This is a genomic window from Actinocorallia sp. API 0066, from assembly GCF_020991275.1.
Classification (GTDB): domain Bacteria; phylum Actinomycetota; class Actinomycetes; order Streptosporangiales; family Streptosporangiaceae; genus Actinocorallia.
The window spans coordinates 421,875-448,263 of record NZ_JAJLQY010000005.1 but is presented as its reverse complement, the minus strand read 5'-3'; the positions used below and the strand labels follow the sequence as shown (position 1 = coordinate 448,263).

Sequence of the window (26,389 nt, the reverse complement as noted above, 5' to 3'; positions counted from 1 at the left end):
GGTTCGCGCCCTGCCTGGGGAGGCATCCGCCAAGTTGTGGGGGTGCCTCTCCTTCGTTCCACCGAGAGCGAGTGTGACCTGGGGTTTCGTTGCGGATACCCGTTAAACACCCCCTTAGGCCCCCTCTTTTACGCCCCTCAGACGCCCCTTGGATTCACCTGGTTATGCGCCTTGTTAAACGCCCCCCTGGTCGGGTGAGTATGGCGGTGGTCGGGATACGGGGAGGTGCCGGTGGGGATGGGCGGGTTGTCGGCTGAGGGTCAGATGTGGGCGCGGCGGTTGAGCGGGGAGTTCGGGGCGTGGGCGGATGGGGTGGAGCGGGCGGGGCATTGTGTGCGGCCTGTGCGGTTGCGTGGGGGTGCGGCGGCGGTTGATGTGGGGACGGGTGAGGTGGTTCGGGAGGTCTCGACGGAGGGCCGTCCGGACGGGGTGCTGCTCGTCGCGTGCGGGGATCGGCGGGCGGCGGTGTGTCCTCCGTGTGCGGAGACTTATCGGCGGGATCTGTGGCATGTGGTCGCTGCCGGTCTGCGCGGTGATGGCGACGGTGGCGGGGGTGGCGGGGGTGATGAGTGGGCGGGGGCTGTGGGTGTGGCGGGGGTGTCGGGTGGTCCGGTGGTGTTCGCGACGTTGACCGCGCCGTCGTTCGGCTCGGTGCACACGGTGCGTGCGGATGGTTCGTGTCGGGCTCGTCGGACGCGGCCTGTTTGTGTGCATGGGTATCCGCGTTTCTGTAACGCGCGTCATCAGCGGGGGGATGTGGTGGTGGGGACGGCGTTGTGCGTCCACTGCTATGACTACGTGGGTCATGTGTTGTGGCATTCGGCGGTGCCGGAGTTGTGGCGTCGGACCACGGTCGAACTCGCGCGGGCCGTCTCGCGGCTGTCGTTGGAGTTGACCGGGCGGCATCGTTCGGTCCGCGAAGTCGGAAGGGCGCTGCGGTTCAGCTACGTGCGGGTGGCTGAGTGGCAGCGCCGGGCGGCCGTTCACCTGCACGCGGTGATCCGCCTTGACGGGCGGGGCCCGGACAGCGAGGTGACGGCTCCTCCGGTATGGGCGACGCGGGAGCTGTTGGTGGCGGCGGTGCGGGAGGCGGCGGATGCGGTGCGGGTGGGGTTGCCGTCCCCGGACGGGATCGAGCGGGCCGCGACGTGGGGCGGTCAGGTGGACGTGCGGCCTGTCGATGACGCGCGGCGGGCGGCGGCGTACTTGGCGAAGTACGCGACCAAGACGGCGTCGGACTCGGTTCCGGGCCTGCCGGTGCGGCGGTTCGGTGGCCGGACGTTGGACCGGTTGCGGCGTAAGCGGGTGCATTGGCATGTGTTGATGCTGGCCGGTACCTGCCTGCGGTTGGCCGACCACCCGGCCTGTGAAGGGCTGCGGCTGGCTGAGCACGTGCACACGCTGGGCTACCGGGGCCACCACGCCAGTAAGAGCCGCCTGTACTCCACCACGATGAAGGCCCTGGGTGAGGTGCGGCGGGCGTGGCGGGCGCAGCGCAACGGCGGGGACGTGTGGACAGCCGACCCGGACACGGTGGTGGTGGGTGACTGGCGGCTGGTCGGGATCGGCCACGCGAGCCCGGGTGACGCCCTCCTGGCCGAACAACTCGCCCGCGACGCCGCCACCGTCCGGCGGGCGATGAGATACCACGACGTGACCCCGGTACGGATGGTCGATGACGGCGAGCCCGCCCGGTGACCGCCCTCAGATCCTCGCGCACGCACAGCCGCACCGTCGGCTACCGGGTGCGCCCGGCAAAGAAGGCCGCGCAGCGTCCACACAGGACCGGGCCGAAGGCCCCGGCAATGAGCCGCCACGCAGTGGCGTCCATCCAAGGGCGGCGGGCGGGGGCTTGTGGGACGGCGCCCGGCAACAACCTTGATGATCTTGATCGGTGCTGTTAACGCAACCATTGTTTTCGCGTTTATGGTCGGCGGAATGTCCGTACCCGGCCATTCTCGCTCTGGGTTTTGTGGGTGGTTCCGCAAGGCTCTGGTTCGGTCGGTGAAAGGGGTGTCGTGGTGGGGTCGAAAACGTTTCTGTCGGTGGATGATATGGCGTCTGAGCTGGGCTTGTCGCCTGTGACGGTGTATCGGTGGCTGCGGACCGGGCGGGGTCCGAGATATGCGAAGCTGCCGAACGGGGTGATTAGGATTCGGCGTTCTGACCTGGAAAAATGGTATTCGGAATTCGAGAACAATCCCCCGGAGTAGGAGAGATGGAAACACAAGAGGTCACTATTTGGAAGGTCCGCCAGCGGGCGCGTAGCAAGCCGTTTCAGGTGCGATGGATCGTGTGCGGCCGGGAGAAGGGCAAGTCCTTCTCGACCGAAGAGCTGGCGGGCGACTACCGCAAGGCGCTGTTGAAGGCCGCGAACCTGGGTGAGGAGTTCAGCTTGATCACCGGTGAGCCGGTGTCATGGGCACGGAAAGGGGAAACGGTCCTCGCGCACACGCGGGCGTGGATCAAGACGAAGTGGGATGACGCCGATGTGTCCCCCAACAGCCGCAAGAGCGCCGTAGAAGGCATCATCCCCGTCATCCTCGCCACCCTGCGGCCCCTGCGGAACCGCCCCGCTGACAAGCTGCTGCGGAAGGCGCTGCGGCACTACGCCCTACGCCCCCCGTCCTGGAACGGCCCCGTGCCCGCACCCGAAGCCGACGCGCTCGCCTGGCTGGACCGGGCCTCCCGCCCCCTGGTCGATCTCGGGCACAGCGATGTCCTGCGGCCGCTGCTGGACGACCTGGGACGCGGCGTCAAGAGGCAGCAGCTCAAGCCGTCCTCGGTCCGGACCCGCCGCACCGCCCTGTCGGGCTGCCTCGCCTACGCCGTGGAACGCGAGATCTTCACCACCAACCCCGTCCAGGGACTGCGCATCAAACGACAACGCACAGCACACCGGGTCAACCCACGCCACGTCCCCAACACCCCCCAAGCCCTCCGCCTCCTCGACGCAGTCACCGCGCAAGCCACCCGGCAAGCCCTCCACCTGCGGGCCTTCTTCGACTGCCTGTACTGGGCAGGCATGCGCCCCGCCGAGATCCGCCACCTACGCCGTATCGACTGCCAGTTGCCCACCACCGGCTGGGGCCGGCTCACGCTCGCCGGAAGCACCCCCGAAGTCTCCGCCGACTGGACCGACGGCGAAGACCGCTTCGAGGACCGCGAACTCAAACACAGATCCGAAGACGATGTGCGCATCGTCCCCATCCCCCCGATCCTCGTCACCTCCCTCACAGCACACCTGACCACCTACGGGACAGCCCCGGACGGACGCCTGTTCTGGGACGTCCGCACCGACGACCACCAGCACATCCCCGTCTCCCTCTACGGCCCGATCTGGACCAAAGCCCGCGACACCGTCCTCACCGACGACGAGAAAGCCCTCAACCTCGCCTCCCGCCCCTACGACCTACGCCACGGCAACGCAAGCATGCTCCTCGACGCAGGCGTCCCCGCCCCCGAAGTCGCACGCCGCCTCGGCCACAGCGTCGCCATGCTCAACACCACCTACGCCCACTGGCTCCACGGCCAAGAACAACTCGGCAACACCCTCATAGACGCCGCCCTCCAACGCCTGGCCTCAACCGACGCCACCATCCACACCCTCACCAGGACAAACACCCCCCACGGCCCCATCACGGACCAAATCCCCCTCTTCCAAGCCGCATAACCACATAACCCCAGGCCAACGACCTACAACAGCAACAAACCAAGTTCTCCACAGGCTGTTAAACGATCTTGACGGGTTTTGTGGATGCTGGGGGTGTGCCGGACGACGGGTCCGGCCCGAACCCCCTGGAGGTCGGATGTGCGAGTGGCGAGGTCGACGGAACGCGGGCATGACCACCGCCGAGTACGCGGTGGGAACGGTGGCCGCAGCGGCGTTCGCGGGCGTCCTGTTCAAGATCGTATCCAGCGAACGGGTCCAGGAGCTGGTGTTAGCGATCATCGACAGGGCGCTGGCCCTGGCCGGGTGAGCCGCCGGGGTTCGGCCACCGTCGAGACGGCGCTGGCCCTCCCCGCGCTCCTCGCCGTCGCCGCCGTCGCCCTCTGGGGCGTCGCGGCGGCGACGGTCCGCCTCACCTGTGTGGACGCCGTCCACACCGGCGCCCGCGCCGCCGCCCGAGGCGAACCCCCCGACCGAGTCCGCGCCCGCATCCTGAACGCCGCCCCACCCAACTCCACCGTCACCCTCACCCACACCCCCGACACCACCCGCATCACCCTCACCACCACCTACCCCCCACCCGCCCGCCTCCCCCTCCCACCCCTCACCTTCACCCTCACCGCCGAAGCCCTCACCGAACCCCCACCCCTCCCCCCACCACCCACCCCAACCCCACCCACCCACCCACCCACAACACCGGATAACCCCCAGGCCCCAACACCGCGCCCACCAACACCCAGAGCCACGCCACCCAACCCACCCCCCGCCCTGCCTGCCCAACCCACCTCACCTGCCCGACCCACCCGACCCAACCGACAGCACCGACGAAGCCCCTGACCCACACGCGCCCGCCAATGCAAGCCATCGCGCATGACGACCGCCCGGACCACAGCGCAGTGCCGGATCACGACGCAGCGCCGGGCGCCACGGCGCAGTGCTGGGCCACGGCGCAGTGCTGGGCGCCACGACGCGGTGCTGGGCCACGGCGCGGTGTCGGGCCACGGCGCAGTGCCGGGCCGCGACGCAGTGGCGGGCGACAGTGCAGAGTCGGACAACCTGAAGGAGGGAGAGGAGGTGGGGGAGGTTGGGTGAGTGGGGGAAGGGGGGTGGGGTGGTTTGGGGGGTTGGGGTGATGGGGGTGGTCTGGGGGGTGGCGGTGGTGGGGGTGGGGGTGGGGGGTGTGCGGGCGGAGCGGAAAGGGGTGGAGATGGCGGCGGATCTGGCGGCGTTGGCGGCGGCGGGGAGGGTGGTGCGGGGGTACGAGGACGGGTGCCTGGTGGCGGGGAGGGTGGCTGGGTGGAACGGGGGTGTCCTGGACGGGTGTCGGACCTGGGGTGGGCCCGGGGAGGGGGTGGTGGTGGAGGTGGCGGTCTCGCGGAGGGTGCGCGGGGTGTTCGGGGCGTTGCCGTTGCGGGCTCGGGCGGTGTCGCGGGCCGGGACGATTCCCGTGGATGGCGGGATGTGGACCGGAGCGGTCGCGGCGGGCGACGGTGGGTTTTGTAGGGGAAGTGCGTGAAATCGGGGGATCTTTCATTACGGGGGGTGTGGAAATGCGTCGGTGGGGGCGGGATGGTGGGCTGATGGCCGATGCGGAGATGAGGGGCGGCGTGCCGAGTCGTCACCTTTCTGTGACTTTCGCCACGAAACGGTCGGATACGCTGCGGCCAGGTACCGGGCGTGACGGAAGGGGTCGCCGCGTGAGGGTCAGGGCGCTGCTGCTGGTGGCTCCGCTGCTCGCCGTACTGGGCGCCGCGCCGGTACAGGCAGCGGGCGCGGCCGCCGCCGCACCGAAGATCTCGCCGGCGAACGGATCGGTCATCACCTCCCCGACCGTGACGATCAGCGTCAGGACGGCCCCGGCCGGGGGCACGCTCTACGTGGACGGCCGCCCCGTCGCGCAGGGCAGGAACCAGACGCTCACCTACACGCTCGACGGCAGGACCGAGCCGAACGGCTCGCACACCGTCAGGCTCGAGGCCCTGCTCCCGTGGGACGCCGCGTCGAGCACGTTCAAGATGGCGGTCCCGGCCGCGACGCCGAGCGGGCTGACGGTCGCGGCGTCGGGCAAGAAGGTGACGGTCCGCTGGAACAAGGGCGACGAGCCCGACCTGACCGGCTACACCGTCTCAGGCGACCTCGGCACCAAGAACGTGTCGGCGGGTTCCTGCGGCGCCCAGTGCTCGGCGACGTTCTCCGCGGCGGGCACGGCCAGCGGCAAGGCGACGGTGAGCGTCGTCGCCAAGCGGTCCGGGGCCGCGGCGTCCGGCGCCTCCTCCCGGACGGTCCGGGTCAGCACCGTCCAGACGCCGAACAACCCGGGCGGCGGCGGGAACGCGGCGGGGCCGCCGCCGCAGGTTCCCGACTTCGACTACCGGCCCCCGGCGGAGCCGCCCGTCTACCCGTCCGTGGCGCCCAACGACGACGCGTTCGACGACGAGAAGCCGTCGGTCGGCGACTTCTACCCGACGCCCGAGGCCGCCGCCCCCGCCGACATGATCATGCTGGACGGCGGCAACGCCTCGGGGACCGTCGCGGCGGAGAGCCTCCAGTGGGGCAAGAGCCTGGCCATCGCCCTGGTGCTGCTGCTGTGCGCCGCGCATCTGGGGACGTGGACGCGTCGGCTGCGCACCGCGCGGGCCGACGGGGCGGGCGGAGCGCACGTCGTGCCGGGGTCGGCGCACGCCCGGGTCGAGGCGAGCCGCCGCCACATCGCCGCCGCCATGGCCGCCGCGCGCGGTGATTCCGCGCCCGCCGACGCCAAGTCCTCGCGCCGCCGCAGGCGCAAGGCGGCCCCCGAGCCTGAGCCCGTCCAGGACACCACGGTCCTGGAGACGCCCGACGGCGAACTCGTCGAGGAACTCAACCTCGAATACACCCCGCGCCCCCTCCCCGCCGACAACACCCCGGACCAGGCGACCGCGGCCGACGAGCAGCCCGAGCCCAAGTACGACGCGGCCCTGGCCGCCCTCATCGACATCGCCACCCCCCGCGAAGCCGACACCCCGTCCGAGTCCTCCTCCGCCAACCTCACCGAGGTCCTCGAACACCCCCGCCCCCGCCGCGGCCTCCGCCGCCGCTAACCCCCGAACAGCCCAACGCCCCCGCGCCCGATCAGGGGGTGAGGAGGTGGGTGAGGAGGGTTTGGGCGGCGGGTTTGGAGAGGGGGTCGTTGTTGTTGCCGCATTTGGGGGACTGGATGCAGGAGGGGCAGCCGTGGTCGCAGGGGCAGGCGCGGATGGCGTCGAGGGTGGCTTGGAGCCAGGGGCGGGCGGAGGCGTGGGCGCGTTCGGCGAAGCCGGCGCCGCCCGGGTGGCCGTCGTAGACGAAGACGGTGAGGCGCGAGGTGTCCGGGTGGAGTTCGGTGGAGACGCCGCCGATGTCCCAGCGGTCGCAGGTCGCGAACAGGGGGAGCAGGCCGATGGAGGCGTGCTCGGCGGCGTGCGCCGCGCCCGGGGCGTCGAAGTCGTCGTGGGCGGCGAGGAGTTCGGGGGCGAGGGTCCACCAGACGGCCTTGGTGCGCAGGACACGTTCGGGCAGATCCAGCGGGTGTTCGCCGACGATCTCGCCGGTGGCGCGGCGCCGCATCCGGTAGGCGACGACCTGGCGGCGTACCTCGACCGTCCCGAAATGCAGGCTCGCGTGCGGTGACCACTCGGTCTTGCGCTCCTCCTCCAGGACCCGGATGTCGGTGAGGGAGCGGGCGTCGGTCGTGTGGTCGGGCGTCGCGGGGGTGACGAGCGCGACAAAGTCGTCCAGATCGAGCACGTCCACCACAAACGTCTCGCCCTGGTGGACGTACACGGCGCCCTCGTGCACGGTGCTGTGCGCGGCTGCCTCGTCGACGGTGCCGAGCAGCCGCCCGGTCGCCGCCTCCACCACCTGGATCACGGTCGGGCCCGAGCCGCGCAGGTCGACCTGGGGCCGTTCCCGGTGCGTCCAGAACCATCCGGCGGGTCGTCGGCGCAGCACTCCGCGCGCCGCGAGGTTATCCACAAGCTGGGGAGCGGACGGGCCGAACAACGTGAGATCGTCCGGAGTGAGGGGCAGCTCGGCCGCCGCCGCGCACAGGTGCGGTTCCAGGACGTACGGGTTGGCCGGGTCCAGCACGGTCGCCTCGACGGGGGCGCCGAAGATCGCGGAGGGGTGATGGACGAGATAGGTGTCCAGGGGGTCGTCGCGGGCGATGAGGACGGCGAGCGCGTCCTGTCCGCCGCGTCCGGCGCGGCCGGCCTGCTGCCACAGGGAGGCGCGCGTGCCGGGCCAGCCGCAGACGAGCACCGCGTCCAGCCCTGAGACGTCGATGCCGAGTTCCAGCGCGTTGGTGGTGGCCAGGCCGAGCAGGGAGCGGGACCGCAGGCCCGCTTCCAGCGCGCGGCGCTCCTCCGGCAGGTAGCCGCCCCGGTAGGCGGCGACGCGTTCGGCGAGTTCGGGCGCCGCCTCGGCCAGGGCGTGTTTGGCGGTGAGCGAGACGGTCTCGACGCCGCGCCGCGACCGGACGAACGCGAGCGTCTGGGCGCCGGCCGCGACGAGGTCGGCGAGCAGGTCGGCGGTCTCGGCGGGCGCGGGCCGCCGCACGTCGCCCTCGACGAGCGGGGGCTCCCACAGCGCGAAGGTCATCGCGCCGCGCGGGGAGCCGTCGGCGGTGACGGCGGTCACCGGCAGCCCGGTGAGGACGGACGCGGACGCGGCGGGGTCGGAGACCGTCGCGGAGGCCAGCACGAACGCGGGGGAGGAGCCGTAGCGGGCGCAGACCCGCCGGAGCCGCCGGACGATCTGGGCCACGTGGGAGCCGAACACGCCCCGGTACCCGTGGGCCTCGTCGATGACGACGTGGCGCAGCCGCCGCAGGAAGGAGGACCATCGGGAGTGGTAGGGCAGCAGCGAGTAGTGCAGCATGTCCGGGTTGGTCAGGACGATGTTCGCGTGCCGCCTGATCCAGTCCCGCGCCTCACCCGGCGTGTCGCCGTCGTAGGTCGCCGCCTGGACGGAAGGGAGGCCGAACCCCTCGATCGTGCGTAGCTGGTCGTGTGCCAGGGCTTTGGTGGGGGCCAGGTAGAGGGTGGTGTCGCCGTCGAAGGCGGCGGTGAGGGCGGGCAGCAGGTAGGCGAGTGACTTGCCTGACGCGGTGCCGGTGGCGACGATCACGGACGCGCCCTCGTGGGCCAGGGACGCGGCCTCGGCCTGGTGCGTCCACAGCCCGGGGACGTCGAGGGCCGACACCACGGAGGCGGGGATCCACGCGGGCCAGGGCGCCGTGCGGGCCGGTCGGGCGGGCACGGTCTGGACATGGGTCAGCCGCCCGCGGCGCCGGGGGTCGCTCCGCAGGACGTCGAGAAGATGATGCGCTGACACAGGTTTCCAGTCTGACACCGTGGGAAGGGAGAGGAGAACGCTCCGACACCCCCAAAGCCCCGTGATCGGCAGGTCAGACCGCGCGAACAGAGGATTTCGTGTGAACACGGCGCTGGAGCGTGGTTGAATTTCGACGGGCGAACGCTGCAACGTCCGATGACATTGCTTACATTGCGGCAAATGCGCTGGAGGTTCCGTGGACCTGAAGGTGACCGACTACACGAGTGACGACGGCATCACCGTCATCAACGTGGAGGGAGAGATCGACGTCTACACGGCGCCGAAGCTCCGGGAGAAGCTCATCGATCTTGTCAACAAGGGTAAGTTCCACCTTCTCGTCGACATGGAGAAGGTCGAGTTCCTCGACTCCACGGGTCTCGGTGTGCTCGTCGGCGGGCTGAAGCGGGTGCGCGCGCACGACGGCTCCCTGGAGCTGGTCTGCACGCAGGAGCGGATTCTCAAGATCTTCCGGATCACCGGGCTGACGAAGGTCTTCGGCATCCACGACTCGATCGACGAGGCGCGGGAGAAGCGCAAGGGCGCGAAGTAGCCGTCGTGGCCACCGTCGAAGTCGCGTTCAGCGCGCTCCCGATCCATGTGCGCACGGCGCGCATGGTCACCAGGGCCGTCGCGGTGCGCTCCGGGGTCGCTGAGCCGCTGCTGGACGAGGTGCGCCTGGCGGTCGGTGAGGCGTGCTCGCGTGCGGTGGAGGCGCACCAGAAGCACTGCCCCGAGGAGCCCGTCCGGCTGGCCCTGACCGAGGGCGGTGGCCGGTTCTCGGTCGCCGTCAGCGACCGGGCGCAGGCCGCGCCGGCGGAGGAGGACGGCCTGAGCATGGCCGTCATCAAGGGGCTCGCCGACGAACTGGAGATCGCCTCCTCCGCGGAGGGGACGACGCTCACCATGAGCTGGCCCGCGCGCTGAACCCATCAGCAGGAAAAGGCCCCGTAGTGCGAGGTGCGACCGCGCAACTATGGGGCCTTTTCGCTTTTAGTCGTGTTTGTCGGGAGAAAGTCCCGATCACCATCCCGGAGAAAGTGGGGTAAAGCGCCGGGGGGTTGTGATGGGTGAGACGGAAATCTCAGACGGAGATCTTCTTGTCGTCGGCGCCGTGGCGGTGGTGGCGCTGCTCGCCCTCGGCGTCGCGGGGGTGCTCGTCCGGCAGGTGCTCGCGGCGGGCCAGGGCACGGCGCGGATGCGGGAGATCGCGGAGGCCGTCCAGGTGGGGGCCGCGGCCTATCTGCGCCGCCAGTTCACGGCGGTCGCGGTCTTTGTGGTGTTGATCCCCTTTCTCCTGCTGCTCCTGCCCGCCGAGAGCACCGGGTCGCGGATCGGCAGATCTGTCTTCTTTGTCCTCGGCGCTGTGTTCTCCGGCGCGACGGGCTTCGCCGGAATGTGGCTCGCGGTGCGCGGGAACGTCCGGGTGGCCGCTGCGGCCCGCGAGACGGGCGAGAAGGACGCGATGCGGATCGCGTTCCGCACGGGCGGCGTCGCGGGCATGCTCACGGTCGGCCTCGGCCTGCTCGGCGCTGCCGTCGTGGTGCTCGCCTACCGGGGCCAGGCGCCGGGCGTCCTTGAGGGCTTCGGGTTCGGCGCGGCGCTGCTGGCGATGTTCATGCGGGTCGGCGGCGGGATCTTCACCAAGGCGGCGGACGTCGGCGCGGACCTCGTCGGCAAGGTCGAGCAGGGCATTCCCGAGGACGACCCGCGCAACGCCGCCACGATCGCCGACAACGTCGGGGACAACGTGGGCGACTGCGCGGGCATGGCCGCCGACCTGTTCGAGTCCTACGCGGTGACGCTCGTGGCCGCGCTGATCCTCGGCACCGTCGCGTTCGGCGCGCAGGGCCTGGTCTTCCCGCTGATCGTCCCGATGGTCGGGATCGTCACCGCGGTGGTCGGGATCTTCGCGGTGGCGCCACGGCCCTGGGACAGATCGGGCATGAGCGCGATCAACCGGGGCTTTCTGGTCTCGGCGGTGGTGTCCGCGCTGGGCGTCGTCATCGCGGCCGTGCTGTACCTGCCGTCGTCCTTCGCGGAGCTGGACGGCGGCGCGGACGTGGCGGCCGACCCGCGGGTGGTCGCGGTCGGCGCGGTGCTCATCGGCATCGTGCTCGCGGCGGCGATCCAACTGCTCACCGGCTACTTCACCGAGACCGGCCGGGCCCCGGTGGAGGAGGTGACGGACAGCGCCCGCACCGGCCCGGCCACGGTGATCCTCGCCGGGGTGGCGCTCGGCCTGGAGTCGGCGGTGTACTCGACGCTGCTCATCGCGGGGGCGATCTACGGGGCGTTCCTGCTGGGCGCGGGGAACACCTCGGTGGCCCTGTTCGCGGTGGCGCTGGCCGGGACGGGCCTGCTCACCACGGTCGGCGTGATCGTCTCGATGGACACGTTCGGTCCGGTCTCGGACAACGCCCAGGGCATCGCGGAGATGTCGGGCGACGTCCGGGGCGACGCGGCGGAGGTGCTGGAGCGCCTGGACGCCGTCGGCAACACCACAAAGGCGATCACCAAGGGCATCGCGATCGCCACGGCCGTCCTGGCGGCTACCGCGCTTTTCGGCTCGTTCCGGGCGACGGTCGAGGAGTCGCTCGCCGAGGCCGACGAGAGCGCACGCCGGGCGATCGGCCCGGTTTTCACCGAGTTCTCCCTCTCGGTGGACCAGCCGAACGTGCTCATCGGCCTGCTCATCGGCGCGTGTGTGGTGTTCCTGTTCTCCGGCCTGGCGATCCGGGCGGTGGGCAGGGCGGCGGCGCGGGTCGTCCTGGAGGTGCGCCGACAGTTCCGCACAAGGCCGGGGATCATGGACTACTCGGAGAAACCGGACTACGGCCGTGTCGTGGACCTGTGTACCCGAGACGCCCAGCGCGAGCTGGCCACGCCGGGACTGCTGGCGATCCTCACCCCTGTGGCGGTCGGCTTCGCGCTCGGCTACGCCCCGCTGGGGGCGTTCCTGGCGGGCGCGATCGCCTGCGGCGCCCTCATGGCGGTCTTCCTCGCGAACTCGGGCGGCGCCTGGGACAACGCGAAGAAGCTCGTCGAACAGGGGCGGCTCGGCGGCAAGGGGTCGCCCGCGCACGCCGCGACGGTCATCGGCGACACGGTCGGCGATCCGTTCAAGGACACCGCGGGCCCGGCCATCAACCCGCTGCTCAAGGTGATGAACCTGGTGTCCCTGCTGCTCGCCCCGGCCGTTGTCGCGCATGCCGGGAACACGGTGCTGCGGGTCGCGCTGACGGTCGTCGTGGTCGCCGTCGTCGCGGGCTCGGTGGCGGTGTCGCGGCGCCGCAGGGTGGACCCGGCGGCCGACCCGGCGGACGCCGCGACGCCCGGTTGACGGGGGTTCCCGGAGTTATCCACAGCCCGTGCCGAAGTGTGCCGCGCGCCGTCTACGCTGGGGCCCATGAGTGGTGCCAAAGGATTCGCGCTGATCTTCGGTGCGATGCTCCTGATCATGGTCGTGCTGTGGATACTCGCGGCGCAGGTCGCGCCTTGAACAAGCGGCTTCTGGTGTTGCGGCACGCCAAGGCCGAGGCGGGCTTCGGGCTCGCCGACCACGAACGCCCGCTGGCCGAGCGCGGGCTGCGTGACACCGCGGAGATGGGCGCGCACCTCAGGGCCGAGGGCCTGCGCCCGGATCTTGTGCTGTGCTCGACGGCGCTGCGCACCCGCCAGACCCTGGAGGGCCTCGGCCTGGACGACGTGCCCGTCTCGTTCGAGCGCGGCATCTACACCGGTGACGGGTACGACCTGCTCACCCTCGTGCAGATCACCCCCGCGGAGGTCGGCACGCTCCTGCTCGTCGGGCACAACCCGGCGGTCCACGAGCTCGTCATCATCACCGGCAACGAGCCCGTCGCGGAGTTCCCCACCTGCGCGCTCGGCGTGGTGGAGCTGGCGGGATGGGAGTCGCACGGCGGCAGCCTGCTGTCCTACCGGACGCCCAAGACCCTGCGATGACCCGCCGTTGAGGTCCGCTCACGCACAATGATCATGTGTGGGGGCGGCTCAGGCGGAGCGCGTCGGCCGACTACGGGCTGACCGGGGCGGTCGGTGTCGGCCTTCCCCTCGTCGTCGGCGCCCTGACCGGGGACTACGCCGAGGGCGCCTGGGTGGGGCTCGGCGCCTACCTGCTGGCGCTCGCGGTGCCGAAGGGCCCCTACACCCTTCCGGCGCGCCGGGTCTGGGCGACGTTCGCGGTGATCGTCGTCTGCGCGGCGGCCGGGGTGGCGGTCTCGGCGCACCTGTGGTGGGCGGTGCTGGTGGTGCCCTGGGTGGCGGCGGTGGGCGCGGTGGTCCCGTGGATCGGCATCACCGGGCCGCTCACGGTGCTCGTCGCCGCGACCCAGCCGGGCGGGCAGGACCTCTCCCACCTGGTGCCCGCGGTCGGGCTGGGCGCGCTGTGGATGGCGCTGCTGATGCTGCTGCCGTTCCGCCGCAGGGTGCAGCGGCAGTTGCGGGCCACCGTCGCCGACGCGGCACGGGCCACCGCCGCGCTGCTGGAGGAGCCGGGCGGCGGCGACGACCTGCGGGAGCGGGCCGCCCGCGAGTTCGCCGAGGCGCGCGCCGCGCTGGAGCTGACCCGCCCGACCGAACGCGGCCTGCGCCGGGAGCGCCTCATCGACGCCCTCGTCCGGGTCCTGCACTCGGCGGTCACCCTGCACACCCTCCAGAAGGGCATGAAGGACCCGCCGCCCGAGGTGCACGAGGCGATCGTCTACCAGGCGGCGCGGCTGCGGGTGCTGGCGGACGCGATCGAGAACTCGCTGCACCTGCCGTCCGCCCAGACCGCGACGCTCACGCGGCTGGACGAACGGGTCGACGGGGTGCGTGCGCGGTGGCGGCTGGAACGGAGGGAAGGTGAGGAGACAGGCCAGGAGTACCTCGACCTGTTCGTGCTGGAGCAGGCGCGGCGGCTGCTGCACCGGATCGGCGGCTCGGTGGAGACGGCGGTCCGGCTGGCCAACGGGCTGACGTTCGAGCGGGCCCACCCGGCGCTCCCCACGCTGCCCTGGCCCTGGGCCGATCGGGCACAGCCAGGGGGCGGGCGCTCCCGACGAAGTCGGGAGTTGCCAGGCGCCCGCCTCCGGGCCGATCGAGCACAGCCCGGAGACGGGCGCTCCCAACGAAGTCGGGAGCTGCCAAGCGTCCGCTCCCGGGCTGATCGAGCACAGCCGGGGCGTGGTTGGCGGGTGGCGCTCGCGCATGTGGGGGAGCGGTCGCCGACGTTTCGGTATGCGACGCGGCTGTGTGTCACCACGGGGGTGGCTCTGGCGGTGGTGGCGGCGTTCGAGCCGGAGCACGGGAACTGGCTGGCGATCTCGGCGATGGTCACGACCCGCGCGACGTACGGGGAGACGCTGGAGCGCGCGCGGGCCCGCATCGTCGGGGTGCTGGCCGGGGGCGTGCTCGCGGCGCTGGTGCTCCAGCTCGTGCACGCCAAGCTGCTGCTGGCGCTCGTGGTGTTCGCGTTCGCGCTGCTGGCGTTCGCCTTCCGCGACCTCGGGCACACGACGTGGGTGCTGTTCGTGACGCCCACGATGATGACGCTCGTGGACTTCGCGGCGCCGCTCGGCTGGGAGGTGGCGGCGCTCAGGGTGGTCCTGACGATCGCGGGCGTGCTGATCGCGCTCGTCGCGGGGCGGCTGCTGTGGCCGCGCGGCGGCCTGCGGGTGGAGGAGCGGGTCAGGGCGGTGCGCCGCACCCACGCGGAGCTGGTCCGGGCGATGTCGGCGGTGCTCGACCTTGAGCCGAACGACTACAAGGGCGCCTACCGCAGGGCCCGCAAGGCCGCCGACGAGCTGGCGCGCGCCCGGAACCGGATGGCGGCCGAGCCCGCGCCCGACACCGAGCGGATCGGCGAGCTGAAGCGTATCCTGCAGACGGCGCAGCGGGTCAGGGACCACATGGTGACGCTGCGGGGCCTGCTGCCGGAGGAGACGATCGATCCGGGGCCGGTTCCGGGGCTGCTCGACACGGTCGCCGACGCCCTGGAGGAGGGCGGCGCCCCGGACACGGGCCCGCAACTGGGCCTTCTCGACGCCTACCTGTCGGACCTGGCGAAGGCGCGCAGGGCGGAGGTGGTGGCGGGCCGCAAGGGCGACACCCCGCTGCGCCGCGACCTGCTGCACGCCGCGGCGGTCAGGTCGGCGCTACGCGGCCTCGCCTCGGAGTCCTTCGGCGAACGCGACGCCGACGAGGACGAGTAACCCGGCCGAGACGAGCAGGCCGGGCATGCCGGGCGAGCCGGGAGACGACTGTCACGAGTAACCCGGCAAAGACGGGCATGCAGGGCATGCCGGGAGACGACTGTCACGAGTGCGCCGGGCGGCCGAGTGGACCGGGAGACGAGGGGCCGGGTCAGGCGCGGTCTTCGGCGTCGGCGGCCTCGACCTCGTCGCGGGAGAGGCCGAGGAGGAACAGGATGGTGTCCAGGTAGGGCACGTTGACGGCGGTGTGCGCGGCCTGCCGCACCACGGGCTTGGCGTTGTAGGCGATGCCGAGCCCTGCGGCCTGGAGCATGTCGAGGTCGTTGGCGCCGTCGCCGATCGCGACGGTCTGCGCGACCGGCACCCCGGCCCGCGCGGCGAACTCGCGCAGCGCGGCGGCCTTCCCGGCCCTGTCGATGATCGGGCCGACGACGCGGCCGGTGAGCCGCCCGTCGACGATCTCCAGGGTGTTGGCGGAGGCGTAGTCGATGCCGAGGTCGGCGGCGAGGCTGTCGGTGATCTGGGTGAAGCCGCCGCTGACGATCGCGAACTTGTAGTCGAGCCGCTTGAGCGTGCGCACGAGGGTGCGGGCGCCCGCTGCGAGCTCGATCTTGTCGCGGACGGCGTCGATCGCGGCGACGTCGAGCCCGGCCAGCAGCGCGACCCGCTCGCGCAGCGACCCGGCGAAGTCGAGTTCGCCGCGCATCGCCGCCTCGGTGATCTCGGCGACCTTGTCGAGCTGGCCCGCGTGCTCGGCGAGCAGCTCGATGACCTCGCCCTGGATGAGCGTGGAGTCGACGTCCATGACGATGAGCCGCTTGGCCTTGCGGTGCAGCCCGGCCCGCTGGACGGCCACGTCCACGCCGAGGCCCGCGGCCTCGACGGCGAGGGCGGCGCGCAGCGACGTCGGGTCGGCGCCGGAGATCAGCAGTTCGATCGCGGTGACGGGGTAGCTGCCGAGCCGTTCGATCCGGTCGATGTTGGCACCGTGCGCGGCGATCCGCCCGGCGACGCCGGAGACGGCGGCGGGCGTCAGCGGGCTGCCCAGCACGGTGACGTGCAGTTGGGCGCGCCTGCGCTTGGCCTTCCTGCCGCCGCCCGTGGACAGTTCGAAGTCCATCTCCAGGTCGTCGGCGACGGCCTTGACCGCCTCCAGGACGCCGTCGACGCTCTCGTCGCCGACGGCGGACACGAGGACACCGAGGATGAGCCTGCCGCGGATCACGACCTGCTCGACGTCGGAGACCTCCAGCGGGAAGGCGGCGAGGGTGGCGAACAGCCGGGAGGTCACCCCTGGGCGATCCCTGCCGGTCAGCGTGATGAGCAGCGTCCGTTCCATAGCTCGCCCCACGCTACCGCTCCGTCGCCGGAAAGCGGGCACCGAGTCCAGGATGTGGACGCCTCCGGAGTAATCCGAACGCGGTAGGAATGGCCCGCAAGATGGCCCCAGAGGTTGATCCACGAGAGCGTGCGGAGGAGTAGCGTCGGAGGCAGGGAGAGCAGGTGACGGGAAAGACGGGAAAACGGACTGGTGAACGGTGAGCGAGTACGCTGACCCACTACTCTGATGCCAGACCGCACGGGGGGTCGCCGGCCGCGGGGGTGGCACGAACCGCCGCAAGGAGAACGTCATCGAAACTGCTATGAACGTTGCAATCAGGTACGCAGCGGGTTCGGACATCGGCTGTAACCGGGAGAACAACGAGGACTCCGGGTACGCCGGGCCCTTCCTGCTGGCTGTCGCGGACGGGATGGGCGGCTACGCGGGCGGCGAGGTGGCCAGCTCGACGGTGATCAACGCCCTGCGCCGGTTCGATGTCCCGGTGCCCGAGGCGGAACTCCAGGGCACGCTGGCCCGCGCGGTCGCGGAGGTGAACGGCGCGCTGGGGCAGGCGATCGCCGCGCACCCCGAGCTGAACCGGATGGGGACGACGCTCACGGCGATGTTGTGGAACGGCACGAGCAAGTTCGCGCTCGCGCACATCGGGGATTCCCGGGCCTACCTGCTGCGTGACGGCGTGCTGTTCCAGATCACCAGCGACCACACGCTGGCCCAGTTGCTGGCGGACGGCGGCGACGCGGGCGAGAACTCGCACCTGTCGCACATGCTGTTCAAGGTGCTGGACGGCGGCCCGGATCGGGAGCCCGATCTGGCGCCGCGTGACGCGCATCTCGGTGATCGCTACCTGCTGTGTTCGGACGGCCTTTCCGGTCCGGTCGGCCCGCAGGAGATCTTCGACCTCCTGTCGGAGGAGAAGGAGCCGCACCAGGCGGTGCGGCGGCTGATCGAGGCGGCGCGGGCGCACGGCGGGCCGGACAACATCACCTGTGTGGTCCTCGATGTGGGCGAACCAGAACCACACGGGGAAAGCCAGCGTCCCACACTGGTGGGAGCGGTCGCAGGCGCCTGACATAACGGTCTGGTCCCGGCGCGGTCCCCTGGCTTGACGGCATGCCCGTAAAAGCCGGTATAAGGGCCAGTTAAAGGACAGCAGGTCGGGTGGAGGCATTCATGACGGGGGTCATGGCGTTGCGCCGGCGTCCCCTCGGAGTTTCCGCGACGAGGGTCGCGGTGATGACGGCGGCGGCGCTTGTCGTGGCCACGGCTCACGGGATCCACGATCCCGGGATCATCTGCCCCGCCCGTGCGTTGACCGGCATCCCCTGCCCATTCTGCGGCGGCACCACCGTCTTCATCGAGCTCGGTTCGGGTCACCCCGTCCGGGCCCTCCTGGCCAATCCACTGGTGTTCCTCGGCGCGATCGTGTTCGCCGTGGCGCCGCTGGGGCTGGAGGCCCGATGGCGTGCGGTGGGGTCGCGGGCGCGTGCCTGGATCCTCGGCACCGCCATCGCAGGTTCCGGCATCTGGCAGCTCGTCCGATGCGGAGTCCTCTGATAGCGCGCGCCGTACCCCCGGCCCTCGCACAACGCCAAAAGACTTAGGAGAGTCAACGTGGGAAACCCCCCCTACGATCCGTACGGCCAGCAGCAGCCCGGCTACGGACCGTCCACGCCGCCGCCCCAGCCGGGTTACGGCCAGCAGTACCCGCCGCCGCAGCAGCCGCCCGCCTACCAGGCGACGCCTCCGCCGGCCTACCCGGCGCAGCCCGCCTTCCCGGCGGCGGCGCAGCCGCAGATCCCCGCCCAGCAGCCCTACGGCTACGCGGGCGGCGCCTACGGCGTCTACGCGGGCTGGGGCTCGCGGGTCGCCGCTTATCTCGTCGACGCCATCATCATCGGCCTGGTGCCCGCCATCTTCTACGGCATCGGCATCAGCCTCAGCGCCACCTCGCTGGAGGTGGACCCGACCACCGGCGCGCTCACGAGCACCGGCGGTTCGGCGGTCGGCACCCTCCTGATCCTGTTCGGCGCGCTGCTCGCGCTGGCGGGCGGCCTGTGGCTGATCTACCAGGAGGGCACCACCGGGCAGACCATCGGCAAGCGGCTCGTCAACATCCGTCTGATCAGCGAGCAGACCTCGCAGCCGATCGGGTTCGGCCTGGCGTTCGTGCGCAAGATCGCGCACATCCTGGACGGCCTGCCCTGCTACATCGGCTACTTCTGGCCGCTGTTCGACGCCAAGAAGCAGACGTTCGCCGACAAGGTGATGAACACCGTCGTCGTCCGTTCGCACTGATCGCGTTCTACGCCGGGGCGTCCCTCACCGGGGCGCCCCGTTCCATCCGGGGAGGTGGGCGCGTTGCACGAGGGCCTCGTGCTGTCGGGACGGTTCACGCTGGAACGCAAGATCGGCCAGGGCGGGATGGGCGCGGTCTGGGCGGGCCGGGACCAGGTCCTGGGCCGGAAGGTCGCGATCAAGACGCTGGCGATCAGCCCGACGCCGGAGGCCGCGCGCCGGCTGCGCGCCGAGGCCCAGATCGGGGCGAGCCTGTCCCATCCGGGCATCACCGTCGTCCATGACATCGGCGAGTACGAGCAGCGGCTCTACGTCGTCATGGAGTACCTGGAGGGCCACGATCTCGCGCGGGAGCTGAGGTCGGGCCCGATCCCGCACGAGAGGGCCGTCTCGGTGGCGCGGGACCTGCTGGGCGCGCTCGGCGCCGCGCACGCGCAGGGTGTGGTGCACCGGGACGTGAAGCCCGCGAACGTCATGCTGCTCGACAAGGGCGGCATCAAGATCCTCGACTTCGGCATCTCCCGGTTCGCCGACGCGACCCAGACGGGCTCGGTCATCGGGACGCCGGGCTACATGGCGCCGGAGCAGTTCGCGGGCGGCGACCTGGACGGCCGCTGTGACCTGTACTCGTTCGGCATCCTGCTGTACGAGATGTTCACCGGCCGGATGCCGTTCGAGTGCGCGACGCTGCCGGAGTTCGTCCACGCGCACCTGTACCGGGAGCCGGAGCCGCCGCGCACCCGGCGGCCGGATCTGCCCGAGGCGCTGAACCGGCTGATCCTCGACCTGCTGGCGAAGGACCGCGCGCTGCGGCCGGCGTCGGCGGACGAGGTGTCGGCCCGGCTCGCCGCGATCCGTTTTGACGGCACGTCGTTCGGCCTGCCGCAGGCGACCCCGCCGCCGCAGGCGCTGATCCGCTCGCCTCCGCCGCAGGGCACGCAGCCCGCGGGCGGCGGCGCGCTGCCTTTCTCCGGGGCGCCTTACCCGGCCCAGCACGGGCTGACGCAGCAGCCGCCGACCCCCGCCCCGTTCGCCTCGCCGCAGGGTTTGCCGACGGCGCCGTCCGGGCAGGGCTACCCGGGAGTGCCGCTCCACCATCCGCCCGTGCCCCAGCCTCTGCCGCCCCCGCCCCAGGCGGTGCCCGGGTACGCCGGGTGGGCGGTCCTGCCGCAGGTGCGTGAGCCGTCCTACCTGCGGCGGTTCGGCGCGTTCTGCATCGACTGGGTCCTCGGGTTCTTCCTGGTCATCCTCTTTGTCGCCGTGATCACCATCAACGACCCGGCCGAAGCCGACATGTCCGACGCCCAGGGCACCGCGATGATGATCGTCTGGGCGCTGATCTACCTGGTGTACGGGGCGATGGAGGGCTCGCTCGGGTACAGCCCCGGCAAGGGCCTGTGCCGTCTCCAGGTCGTGGACGAGCGGACCGGCCAGCCGCTCGGCCTCGCGCGCGGCATAGCCAGGACGTTCGCGCAGATCCTCAACTGGTGGAGCTGCTTCGTCGGCTACCTGTGGCCGCTGTGGGACCACAAGAAGCAGACCTTCGCCGACAAGGTGTGCCTGGCGAAGGTGCTGACCCGCTAGCGGGCGGGCTCGAAGACGGCGCCGTGCGCCGCCACGTGGGCCCGCCGGACGGCCCGGTCGAGCAGCCGCAGCGCCTCGGCGCGGGCGGCGGCCTGGGCGGCGGTGAGGTTGCCGCCCGCCGTCCGGCCCGCGAGGCCGACGATCAGCCCGAGCCGGACCGCCTGGGCGTCCACCCGGTGGGCGCGCGCCGGGTAGCCGGGGGCGAGGCCGCTGTCGGTGTCGTCGCGCAGCGCCTTGAGGACGGCCGAGCGCTCCCCGTTGATGTCGTCGAGCGTCGTCATGATCTCCGTCACCTCGTGCATGGCGGCGGTGAGCGCCCGGTCGGCCTCGGCGACGGACGGGACGTCGGGGGCGTCCAGCCGGGCCGGGAACACTCGCCAGACGGTGCCGGTGTAGGACGAGCCGCGCCTGTCCTCGGCCGGGACGAGGCCGACCGCGGTGTCCTCCAGCAGCGCGACGGCCGCCTCGCCCGTCTCCAGGGCGGCGGCGTTGAACTCGGGCGGGCCGGTCAGGCCGAGCGGGTCGCCGGGGGCGGGCAGCGCGAGGCGCAGCGCGCGCAGGCCGGGCCGCAGACCGGCGAGCCAGGCCCGGAGCGGCACCTCGCCCACCAGGTGCGGCCCCGTGCGCTCCACCGCGTCCACGGCGAGGTCGAGGCCGGTGTGGCCGGTCAGCCAGGCGTTGGCCCAGGCGACGAGGCTGGGGGAGGGACGGGAGCCGTGCATGCCCTCCACAGTAACCGCCCGCACGGGTGCGGGCGGAGGACGGAGAAGACGCCTCCGGCTGCAATAGGGTGGTGCGCGGAGGCTTGAATGGGTGAGGTACTGAGGCTTGAGGGCGTCGTGATCCGGCGCGGGCAGGCCAGGTTGCTCGACGGCGTCGACTGGACGGTCGGCGAGGGCGAACGCTGGGTGGTGATCGGGCCGAACGGCGCGGGGAAGACCACTCTGCTCCAGGTGGCGGCCACCACGCTCTTCCCGACCGAGGGACGCGTCCAGGTGCTCGGCGAGACGCTCGGCGAGACCGACGTGTTCGAGCTGCGGCCCAGGATCGGGTTCGCCAGCGCCGCCGTCGCGGAGAAGGTCCCGGCGAACGAGACGGTGATCGACCTGGTGCTCACCGCGTCGTACGCGATCCTCGGCCGCTGGCAGGAGGAGTACGACTCCTCGGACGTGGCGCGCGCGGTGGAGCTGCTGGAGGCGCTGGGCGCCGCGGAGCTGGTGCGCAGGCGGTTCAACACGCTGTCGGAGGGCGAGCGCAAGCGGGTGCAGATCGCGCGGGCGCTGATGCCGGATCCGGAGCTGCTCATGCTCGACGAGCCCGCCGCGGGCCTCGACTTGGGCGCCCGTGAGGATCTGGTGGCGCGGCTGTCGAAGCTGGCGGGGGAGATCACCGCTCCGGCGATGGTGCTGGTGACGCACCACCTGGAGGAGGTGCCTCCGGGCTTCACACACGCGCTGCTGCTCCGCAAGGGCGCCGTGGTGGCCTCGGGCAAGGTGGACGAGGTGTTCACCGGCGAGAACCTCACCGCGTGCTTCGGGCTGCCGTTGAGCGTCGAGAAGCGCGACGGGCGCTGGTCGGCCCGCGCGCTGTGACCTGCGACCCCGCCCGAGGTGTGACGGGCGTCGCTCTCTACGATCGACGTCCATGACACCTTGGGAGGCCGCCGCGATCCTTGTGGCGGGAGCGGGCGCGGGCGGGATCAACGCCGTCGTCGGCTCGGGTTCGCTGATCACGTTTCCGACGCTCGTGGCGCTCGGTTATCCCCCCGTGGTCGCGAACGTCTCCAACAACATCGGCCTGGTGCCGGGGTCGATCACCGGCACCTGGGGGTACCGGCGGGAGTTGGCGGGCCGGTCGGGGCTGCTGCTGCGGCTGGGCAGCGCCTCGCTGGTCGGCGCGGTGATGGGCGCGCTGCTGCTGTTGTGGCTGCCGGAGAAGGCGTTCCGGATGATCGTTCCGGCGCTGATCGCGATCGCGCTGGTGCTGGTGGTGGTGCAGCCGAAGCTGAACCGGTGGGTGGCCAAGCGGCGCAAGACCGAGGCGGCGCACGGCGGTGCGCTGCTGTGGGGTCTGGTGTGTCTGGCCGGGGTCTACGGCGGTTATTTCGGGGCGGCGCAGGGCATTCTGCTCATCTCGCTGCTCGGCATCTTCCTGGCCGACGACATGCAGACGGTGAACGGGCTCAAGAACGGCCTGTCCGGGATCGTCAACGCGGCGGCGGCGGTGATCTTCATCGCGATCGCCGAGGTGGACTGGTGGGCGGTGCTGCTCATCGGCATCGGCGCGACGCTGGGCGGGTACCTGGGCGCGTCGGTGGGCCGGAAGCTGCCGACGTGGGCGCTGCGCGGTGTCATCGTCTGTGTGGGTCTGACGGCGATCGCCAAGCTCCTCCTCGGGTAGCTGGACCAGGCGCTAGATCGGCCTGACCTGGACGGTGCCGTCCTCCTCGACGCGGGTGTCGAACGGCGTCTGGCGGGCGGTGGCGGGGCCGTCGACGACCGAGCCGTCGCCGACCCGGAAGGTGCTGCCATGCCAGGGGCACATCACACACGTCTCGCCCTGCACGGTGACGATCCTGCCCTGGTGCAGCGGGCCCGCCAGATGGGCGCAGGAGTCGGCCAGGACGTGCACCCGCTCGCCCTGCCGCAGCACAAAAAGATCGAGGTAGCCGAGCCTGCGGTGCACCGGCCAGCCGTCGGGCAGCTCGTGCAGCGAGCACAGGTCGTGCCAGCCGAGCGGGACGAGGTGGGCCGCCGACGGCGCGTGGTTGGCCCCCGCGGCCATCCGGAAAGCCAGGTGGCCGCCCAGGTAGGAGCCCGTGAAGAGGGTGCCGAGCCCGACGAAGGCGAGCACCCTGCCCATGCCCGTCCGGCCCTTCACCCGGGCGATGAGGGACGCGCCGAACAGCGCGTTCGCGACGCCCTGGACGGCCGCGTGCGCGAGCCCGACCCGCTGCTGTTCGCGGTGCAGCGCCGACCAGTCGGCCCAGCCCGTGACGATCGTGGGCACCGAGGCCGTCAGCCCCGCCGCGATGAGCACCTGGGACGCCCGCTGGGTGCCGGGAAGGAGATCGAGGAGGGCGGCCGAGCTGTAGGCCCCGATAGGCAGGTCGGTGAGGGGCGCGTGCGCGGGATGGCCCAAAGGCACGCCCCACAGGGTGTTCCGGACCGAGCCGCGCGGCAGCACCCGTTTTACGATCGAGGTGAGCTCGCGGATCCGGCCGTCGGCCGCCGCGTTGAGTTCGAGGCGCTCGGCGAGGCCCACCGGGTGGGCGCGCGCGGCGACGCGCCGGACGGGCCGGGCCACCCTGGTGATCAGTCTTCCTGCTCGTCCCCGGTTCACCGTCACCGCCCCTTCGTCACCGACATCTCCGACAGTAACGCACACACTCCGTGACGCTCGGTGGCAGCTCCCGATCTGTGGACAACCCGTCCGACAGAATGGCCGAAAGCTGACAATCTTCACCACTCCCTTGCGATGACTCCCTCGCTTACCGTGGTCGAGGCGGTGTGAAAATTCCGCCGAGCCCGAACCCCGACCCCGGTGCGAGCCATGAGTCATGAGTGATGAGGCGGCCCACATAGAGGCCGAGTTCCCCGGCTGGCGCGTCTGGCGCAGCGGCACCGACCGCTGGTGGGCCTACCGGACGTCCAGCCAGCCCCTCTCCATCGAGCAGCTCAGGGCGGGGTGCCGCCTGCTCGTGCAGGCCGACACCCCCGCCGAGCTGCGCGTCCAGATCCACCAGGAGATCGCCCGCGCCGCCGTCTAGCCGCCGTCTAGGGGACGGGCGTGAGCGTCACCGGCACCCCGTTGAAGACGGCGTTCCCCGACAGCACGTCGATAGCCGACTCGTCGGTGAGCGTGTTGGCGCTGACGCCCGCCCGCGCCGCCGGGATGCCGAGCCGGGTGCCGGGCCTGGTGTGCCCCCAGCCGTGCGGCAGGCTGACGACGCCGCGCATGATCTCCTCGTGCGGCTCGGCCTCCACCTCAAGGGAGCCGGTGCGGGACGACACCCTTACCGTCGCGCCCGGCTTGATGCCGAGCGCGTCGGCGTCGTCCGGGTGCAGCCGCAGCGTGCAGGTGTTGGAGCCGCTGTTGAGCTCGGGGATGTGGTGCATCCAGCTGTTGTTCGAGCGCAGGTGGCGGCGGCCGATGAGCACAAAGCCCTCCGGCCTGCGTGACGCGCGCAGCCGGGCGACGTCGCGGGCGAAGATCTCCGGGCACAGGTCGACGCGGTCCAGGACGAGCACCTCAGGGAGACGCGGCTGGAGCGGCCCGAGGTCGCGGCCGCCCACGAGGTCGGCAAGGGTGAGGTCGTAAGGCCCGAGCCGGACCATCATGTCGAGCCTGGTCTCGACGTTGGGCGGGCCCAGCTCGGCCCGCAGATCCTCCCGGCCCGCCTTCTTCAGCGTGCTCTGGATGATCGCCTCGTCCAGCTCGGCCGGGGTGACGCCGAGCAGTTCCCCGGCGAGCCGCGCGATGATCTCCGCCTCGGACGGCCGGTCGCCCCGGTCCACGACGGGCGGTGAGTAGCGCGCGTAGTTCCTTACGGTGAACGAAAGCAGCGCCACGTCATAGTGCGGGGAGCGGGTGTGCGGGGGCGGCGGTAGCAGGACGTCGGCGTGCGCCGTGGTCTCGTTGACGTAGGGGTCGACGCTCACCATGAACTCAAGGTTCTCCAGCGCCTTGCCGATCCGGTCGCCGCCGGGCGCGGACAGCACGGGGTTGCCGCCGATGGTGATGAGGGCCCGGATCCGTCCGTCGCCCTCGGTCTCGATCTCCTCGGCGAGCGCGGCCACCGGCAGCTCCCCGTTGACCTCGGGCAGGCCGCGCACCCTGCTGTGCCACCGGCCGGTCCGGTAGGGCCGTGAGCGTTTGCCGAAGGAGTGGGCGGCCTTGGGGAACATCGCGCCGCCGGGCCGGTCGAGGTTGCCGGTGAGGAGGTTGAGGACGTCCACGAGCCAGCTCGCGAGCGTGCCGAACTCCTGGGTGCAGGTGCCGATCCTGCCGTAGACGGCGGCCGTCTCGGCGGCCGCCAGCTCGCGCGCGATGAGCCGGGTGGTGGCGGCCGGGACGCCGGTGAGCTCCTCGGTCTCCTCGGGGGAGAACCCGGCGGCGAGTTCCCGTAGCCGGTCCAGGTGGTCCACCTCGTGCCGGAGGTTCGTGAGGCCCTCGGCCAGGAGGGTGTGCACGAGCGCGAACAGGAACCAGGCGTCCGCGCCGGGACGGATCGGGACGTGCCGGTCGGCGAGCGCGGCCGTCCGGGTGCGCCGGGGGTCGACCACGGTGAGGCGGCCGCCGCGACGGCGCAGCGCCTTGAGCCGTCCGGGGAAGTCGGGGGCCGAACACAGGCTTCCGTTGGACTCCAACGGGTTCGCGCCCAGCATCAACAGATAGGACGTCCGGTCGAGGTCCGGGACGGGGATGGCGAGCGGGTCGCCGAACAGGTAGCCCGCCGCGACGTGCTTGGGCATCTGGTCGATCGTGCTGGCGCTGAAGACGTTCCGGGTGCCTATCCCCCGGATGATGGCGGGCCCGTACAGGGTGCCCGCCACGCTGTGCGCCGTGGGGTTGCCGTAGTAGACGGCCACGGCGTCCTTGCCGTACCGCTCGACGATCCCGCGCAGTGCGTCACCGGCGGCGGCGAACGCCTCGTCCCAGCCCGTCTCGGCGCCGTCCACGAGCGGGGCGGCCAGGCGGCGCGGGTCGCCGTCGAGCCTGCCGAAGCTGGCGCCCTTGGGGCACAGGAAGCCCTTGCTGAACGGATCGGCGCGGTCGCCCCTGACCTTCACCACCCTGTCGTCCTCAAGGGTCAGCTCAAGCCCGCACAGGGCCTCGCAGAGGGGGCACGTCCTCGTCGCGGTTCGGCTCATGTGCGTATGTAAGCACTTGCTCAGCTGAGACGACAGGGCCCCGGCGCCGACGCTGGGCTCC

General features: G+C 71.6%; 24 protein-coding genes. 19 read left to right on the top strand and 5 right to left on the bottom strand.

Translation table 11 applies throughout. The features are described 5' to 3' along the window. The first annotated feature begins 237 nt into the window (after nucleotides 1-237). From LO762_RS33540 to LO762_RS15630, 7 genes are all read left to right on the top strand, one after another. The gene (locus LO762_RS33540) at nucleotides 238-1,698 is read left to right on the top strand and encodes a replication initiator (RefSeq protein ID WP_308103959.1); all 1,461 of its coding nucleotides are present in this window, start codon (nucleotides 238-240) and stop codon (nucleotides 1,696-1,698) included. A gap of 278 nt (nucleotides 1,699-1,976) precedes the next feature. Then, on the top strand, nucleotides 1,977-2,213 hold the full coding sequence (locus LO762_RS15650; RefSeq protein WP_308103957.1) for a helix-turn-helix domain-containing protein: 237 nt from the start codon (nucleotides 1,977-1,979) through the stop codon (nucleotides 2,211-2,213). A gap of 68 nt (nucleotides 2,214-2,281) precedes the next feature. Next, nucleotides 2,282-3,673 carry a tyrosine-type recombinase/integrase gene (locus tag LO762_RS15645; protein ID WP_230615721.1) on the top strand — a complete coding sequence of 464 codons (1,392 nt, stop codon included), beginning with the start codon at nucleotides 2,282-2,284 and terminating at the stop codon, nucleotides 3,671-3,673. Nucleotides 3,674-3,809: 136 nt separating this feature from the next. Next, nucleotides 3,810-3,980, top strand: coding sequence for a DUF4244 domain-containing protein (locus tag LO762_RS15640; RefSeq protein ID WP_255685990.1), 171 nt, complete (start codon nucleotides 3,810-3,812; stop codon nucleotides 3,978-3,980). Further along, complete coding sequence (locus tag LO762_RS32600) at nucleotides 3,977-4,507, top strand: TadE family type IV pilus minor pilin (RefSeq protein ID WP_308103955.1); 531 nt, start codon at nucleotides 3,977-3,979, stop codon at nucleotides 4,505-4,507. Before LO762_RS15640 ends, LO762_RS32600 begins: the two co-directional genes overlap by 4 nt. 274 nt (nucleotides 4,508-4,781) lie before the next feature. Continuing rightward, nucleotides 4,782-5,186 carry an Rv3654c family TadE-like protein gene (locus LO762_RS33940; protein ID WP_374201566.1) on the top strand — a complete coding sequence of 135 codons (405 nt, stop codon included), beginning with the start codon at nucleotides 4,782-4,784 and terminating at the stop codon, nucleotides 5,184-5,186. A gap of 181 nt (nucleotides 5,187-5,367) precedes the next feature. Then, on the top strand, nucleotides 5,368-6,750 hold the full coding sequence (locus LO762_RS15630) for an Ig-like domain-containing protein (RefSeq protein WP_230615718.1): 1,383 nt from the start codon (nucleotides 5,368-5,370) through the stop codon (nucleotides 6,748-6,750). A gap of 31 nt (nucleotides 6,751-6,781) precedes the next feature. Here the strand turns inward: LO762_RS15630 and LO762_RS15625 are convergent, their stop codons facing one another. Further along, nucleotides 6,782-9,022 (bottom strand): DEAD/DEAH box helicase, encoded by a 2,241-nt coding sequence (locus LO762_RS15625; protein ID WP_308103952.1) that lies wholly within the window; start codon nucleotides 9,020-9,022, stop codon nucleotides 6,782-6,784. Between the two features lie 196 nt (nucleotides 9,023-9,218). On the opposite strand from LO762_RS15625, the gene LO762_RS15620 reads away from it, so the two are divergent. The 5 genes from LO762_RS15620 to LO762_RS15600 all read left to right on the top strand — a co-directional run bounded on the left by LO762_RS15620 (nucleotide 9,219) and on the right by LO762_RS15600 (nucleotide 15,234). Further along, the gene (locus LO762_RS15620) at nucleotides 9,219-9,572 is read left to right on the top strand and encodes an STAS domain-containing protein (RefSeq protein WP_230615716.1); all 354 of its coding nucleotides are present in this window, start codon (nucleotides 9,219-9,221) and stop codon (nucleotides 9,570-9,572) included. Between the two features lie 5 nt (nucleotides 9,573-9,577). Next, nucleotides 9,578-9,946 carry an ATP-binding protein gene (locus LO762_RS15615; RefSeq protein ID WP_230615714.1) on the top strand — a complete coding sequence of 123 codons (369 nt, stop codon included), beginning with the start codon at nucleotides 9,578-9,580 and terminating at the stop codon, nucleotides 9,944-9,946. A gap of 139 nt (nucleotides 9,947-10,085) precedes the next feature. Next, entirely contained in the window at nucleotides 10,086-12,362 is a 2,277-nt protein-coding gene (locus tag LO762_RS15610) for a sodium-translocating pyrophosphatase (protein ID WP_230615712.1), read from the top strand. Between the two features lie 155 nt (nucleotides 12,363-12,517). Further along, the gene (locus tag LO762_RS15605) at nucleotides 12,518-12,985 is read left to right on the top strand and encodes a histidine phosphatase family protein (protein WP_230615710.1); all 468 of its coding nucleotides are present in this window, start codon (nucleotides 12,518-12,520) and stop codon (nucleotides 12,983-12,985) included. 35 nt (nucleotides 12,986-13,020) lie between these two features. Beyond that, the gene (locus tag LO762_RS15600; protein WP_230615708.1) at nucleotides 13,021-15,234 is read left to right on the top strand and encodes an FUSC family protein; all 2,214 of its coding nucleotides are present in this window, start codon (nucleotides 13,021-13,023) and stop codon (nucleotides 15,232-15,234) included. A gap of 151 nt (nucleotides 15,235-15,385) precedes the next feature. Here LO762_RS15600 and serB read toward each other — a convergent pair whose 3' ends face one another. Continuing rightward, nucleotides 15,386-16,573 (bottom strand): phosphoserine phosphatase SerB, encoded by a 1,188-nt coding sequence (gene serB / locus LO762_RS15595; RefSeq protein WP_230615706.1) that lies wholly within the window; start codon nucleotides 16,571-16,573, stop codon nucleotides 15,386-15,388. Nucleotides 16,574-16,877: 304 nt separating this feature from the next. Here serB and LO762_RS15590 point away from each other — a divergent pair, with 304 nt between their 5' ends. From LO762_RS15590 to LO762_RS15575, 4 genes are all read left to right on the top strand, one after another. Beyond that, nucleotides 16,878-17,645: a PP2C family serine/threonine-protein phosphatase gene (locus tag LO762_RS15590; protein ID WP_304523653.1), complete on the top strand. Its 768-nt coding sequence runs from the start codon at nucleotides 16,878-16,880 to the stop codon at nucleotides 17,643-17,645. A 101-nt stretch (nucleotides 17,646-17,746) separates the two neighbouring features. Beyond that, a complete protein-coding gene (locus LO762_RS15585; protein WP_230615704.1) occupies nucleotides 17,747-18,130 on the top strand; it encodes a DUF2752 domain-containing protein in 384 nt (127 codons plus the stop codon). A 57-nt stretch (nucleotides 18,131-18,187) separates the two neighbouring features. After that, nucleotides 18,188-18,871 (top strand): RDD family protein, encoded by a 684-nt coding sequence (locus LO762_RS33535; RefSeq protein ID WP_230615702.1) that lies wholly within the window; start codon nucleotides 18,188-18,190, stop codon nucleotides 18,869-18,871. Nucleotides 18,872-18,925: 54 nt separating this feature from the next. Continuing rightward, nucleotides 18,926-20,455 (top strand): protein kinase, encoded by a 1,530-nt coding sequence (locus tag LO762_RS15575; protein WP_230615700.1) that lies wholly within the window; start codon nucleotides 18,926-18,928, stop codon nucleotides 20,453-20,455. Here the strand turns inward: LO762_RS15575 and LO762_RS15570 are convergent. Further along, the gene (locus LO762_RS15570; RefSeq protein WP_230615698.1) at nucleotides 20,452-21,177 is read right to left on the bottom strand and encodes a hypothetical protein; all 726 of its coding nucleotides are present in this window, start codon (nucleotides 21,175-21,177) and stop codon (nucleotides 20,452-20,454) included. The genes LO762_RS15575 and LO762_RS15570 overlap by 4 nt on opposite strands. An 87-nt stretch (nucleotides 21,178-21,264) precedes the next feature. Here LO762_RS15570 and LO762_RS15565 point away from each other — a divergent pair, with 87 nt between their 5' ends. Both LO762_RS15565 and LO762_RS15560 read left to right on the top strand, forming a co-directional pair. Further along, on the top strand, nucleotides 21,265-22,047 hold the full coding sequence (locus LO762_RS15565) for an ABC transporter ATP-binding protein (protein ID WP_230615696.1): 783 nt from the start codon (nucleotides 21,265-21,267) through the stop codon (nucleotides 22,045-22,047). Nucleotides 22,048-22,099: 52 nt separating this feature from the next. Then, a complete protein-coding gene (locus LO762_RS15560; RefSeq protein WP_230615694.1) occupies nucleotides 22,100-22,855 on the top strand; it encodes a sulfite exporter TauE/SafE family protein in 756 nt (251 codons plus the stop codon). Between the two features lie 12 nt (nucleotides 22,856-22,867). Here the strand turns inward: LO762_RS15560 and LO762_RS15555 are convergent, their stop codons facing one another. Continuing rightward, the gene (locus LO762_RS15555) at nucleotides 22,868-23,797 is read right to left on the bottom strand and encodes a Rieske (2Fe-2S) protein (protein WP_230615692.1); all 930 of its coding nucleotides are present in this window, start codon (nucleotides 23,795-23,797) and stop codon (nucleotides 22,868-22,870) included. Nucleotides 23,798-24,014: 217 nt separating this feature from the next. Here LO762_RS15555 and LO762_RS15550 point away from each other — a divergent pair, with 217 nt between their 5' ends. After that, a complete protein-coding gene (locus tag LO762_RS15550; RefSeq protein WP_230615690.1) occupies nucleotides 24,015-24,224 on the top strand; it encodes a hypothetical protein in 210 nt (69 codons plus the stop codon). Between the two features lie 7 nt (nucleotides 24,225-24,231). Here the strand turns inward: LO762_RS15550 and LO762_RS15545 are convergent, their stop codons facing one another. After that, nucleotides 24,232-26,328, bottom strand: coding sequence for a molybdopterin-dependent oxidoreductase (locus LO762_RS15545; protein ID WP_230615688.1), 2,097 nt, complete (start codon nucleotides 26,326-26,328; stop codon nucleotides 24,232-24,234). Between the last annotated feature and the right edge of the window lie 61 nt (nucleotides 26,329-26,389).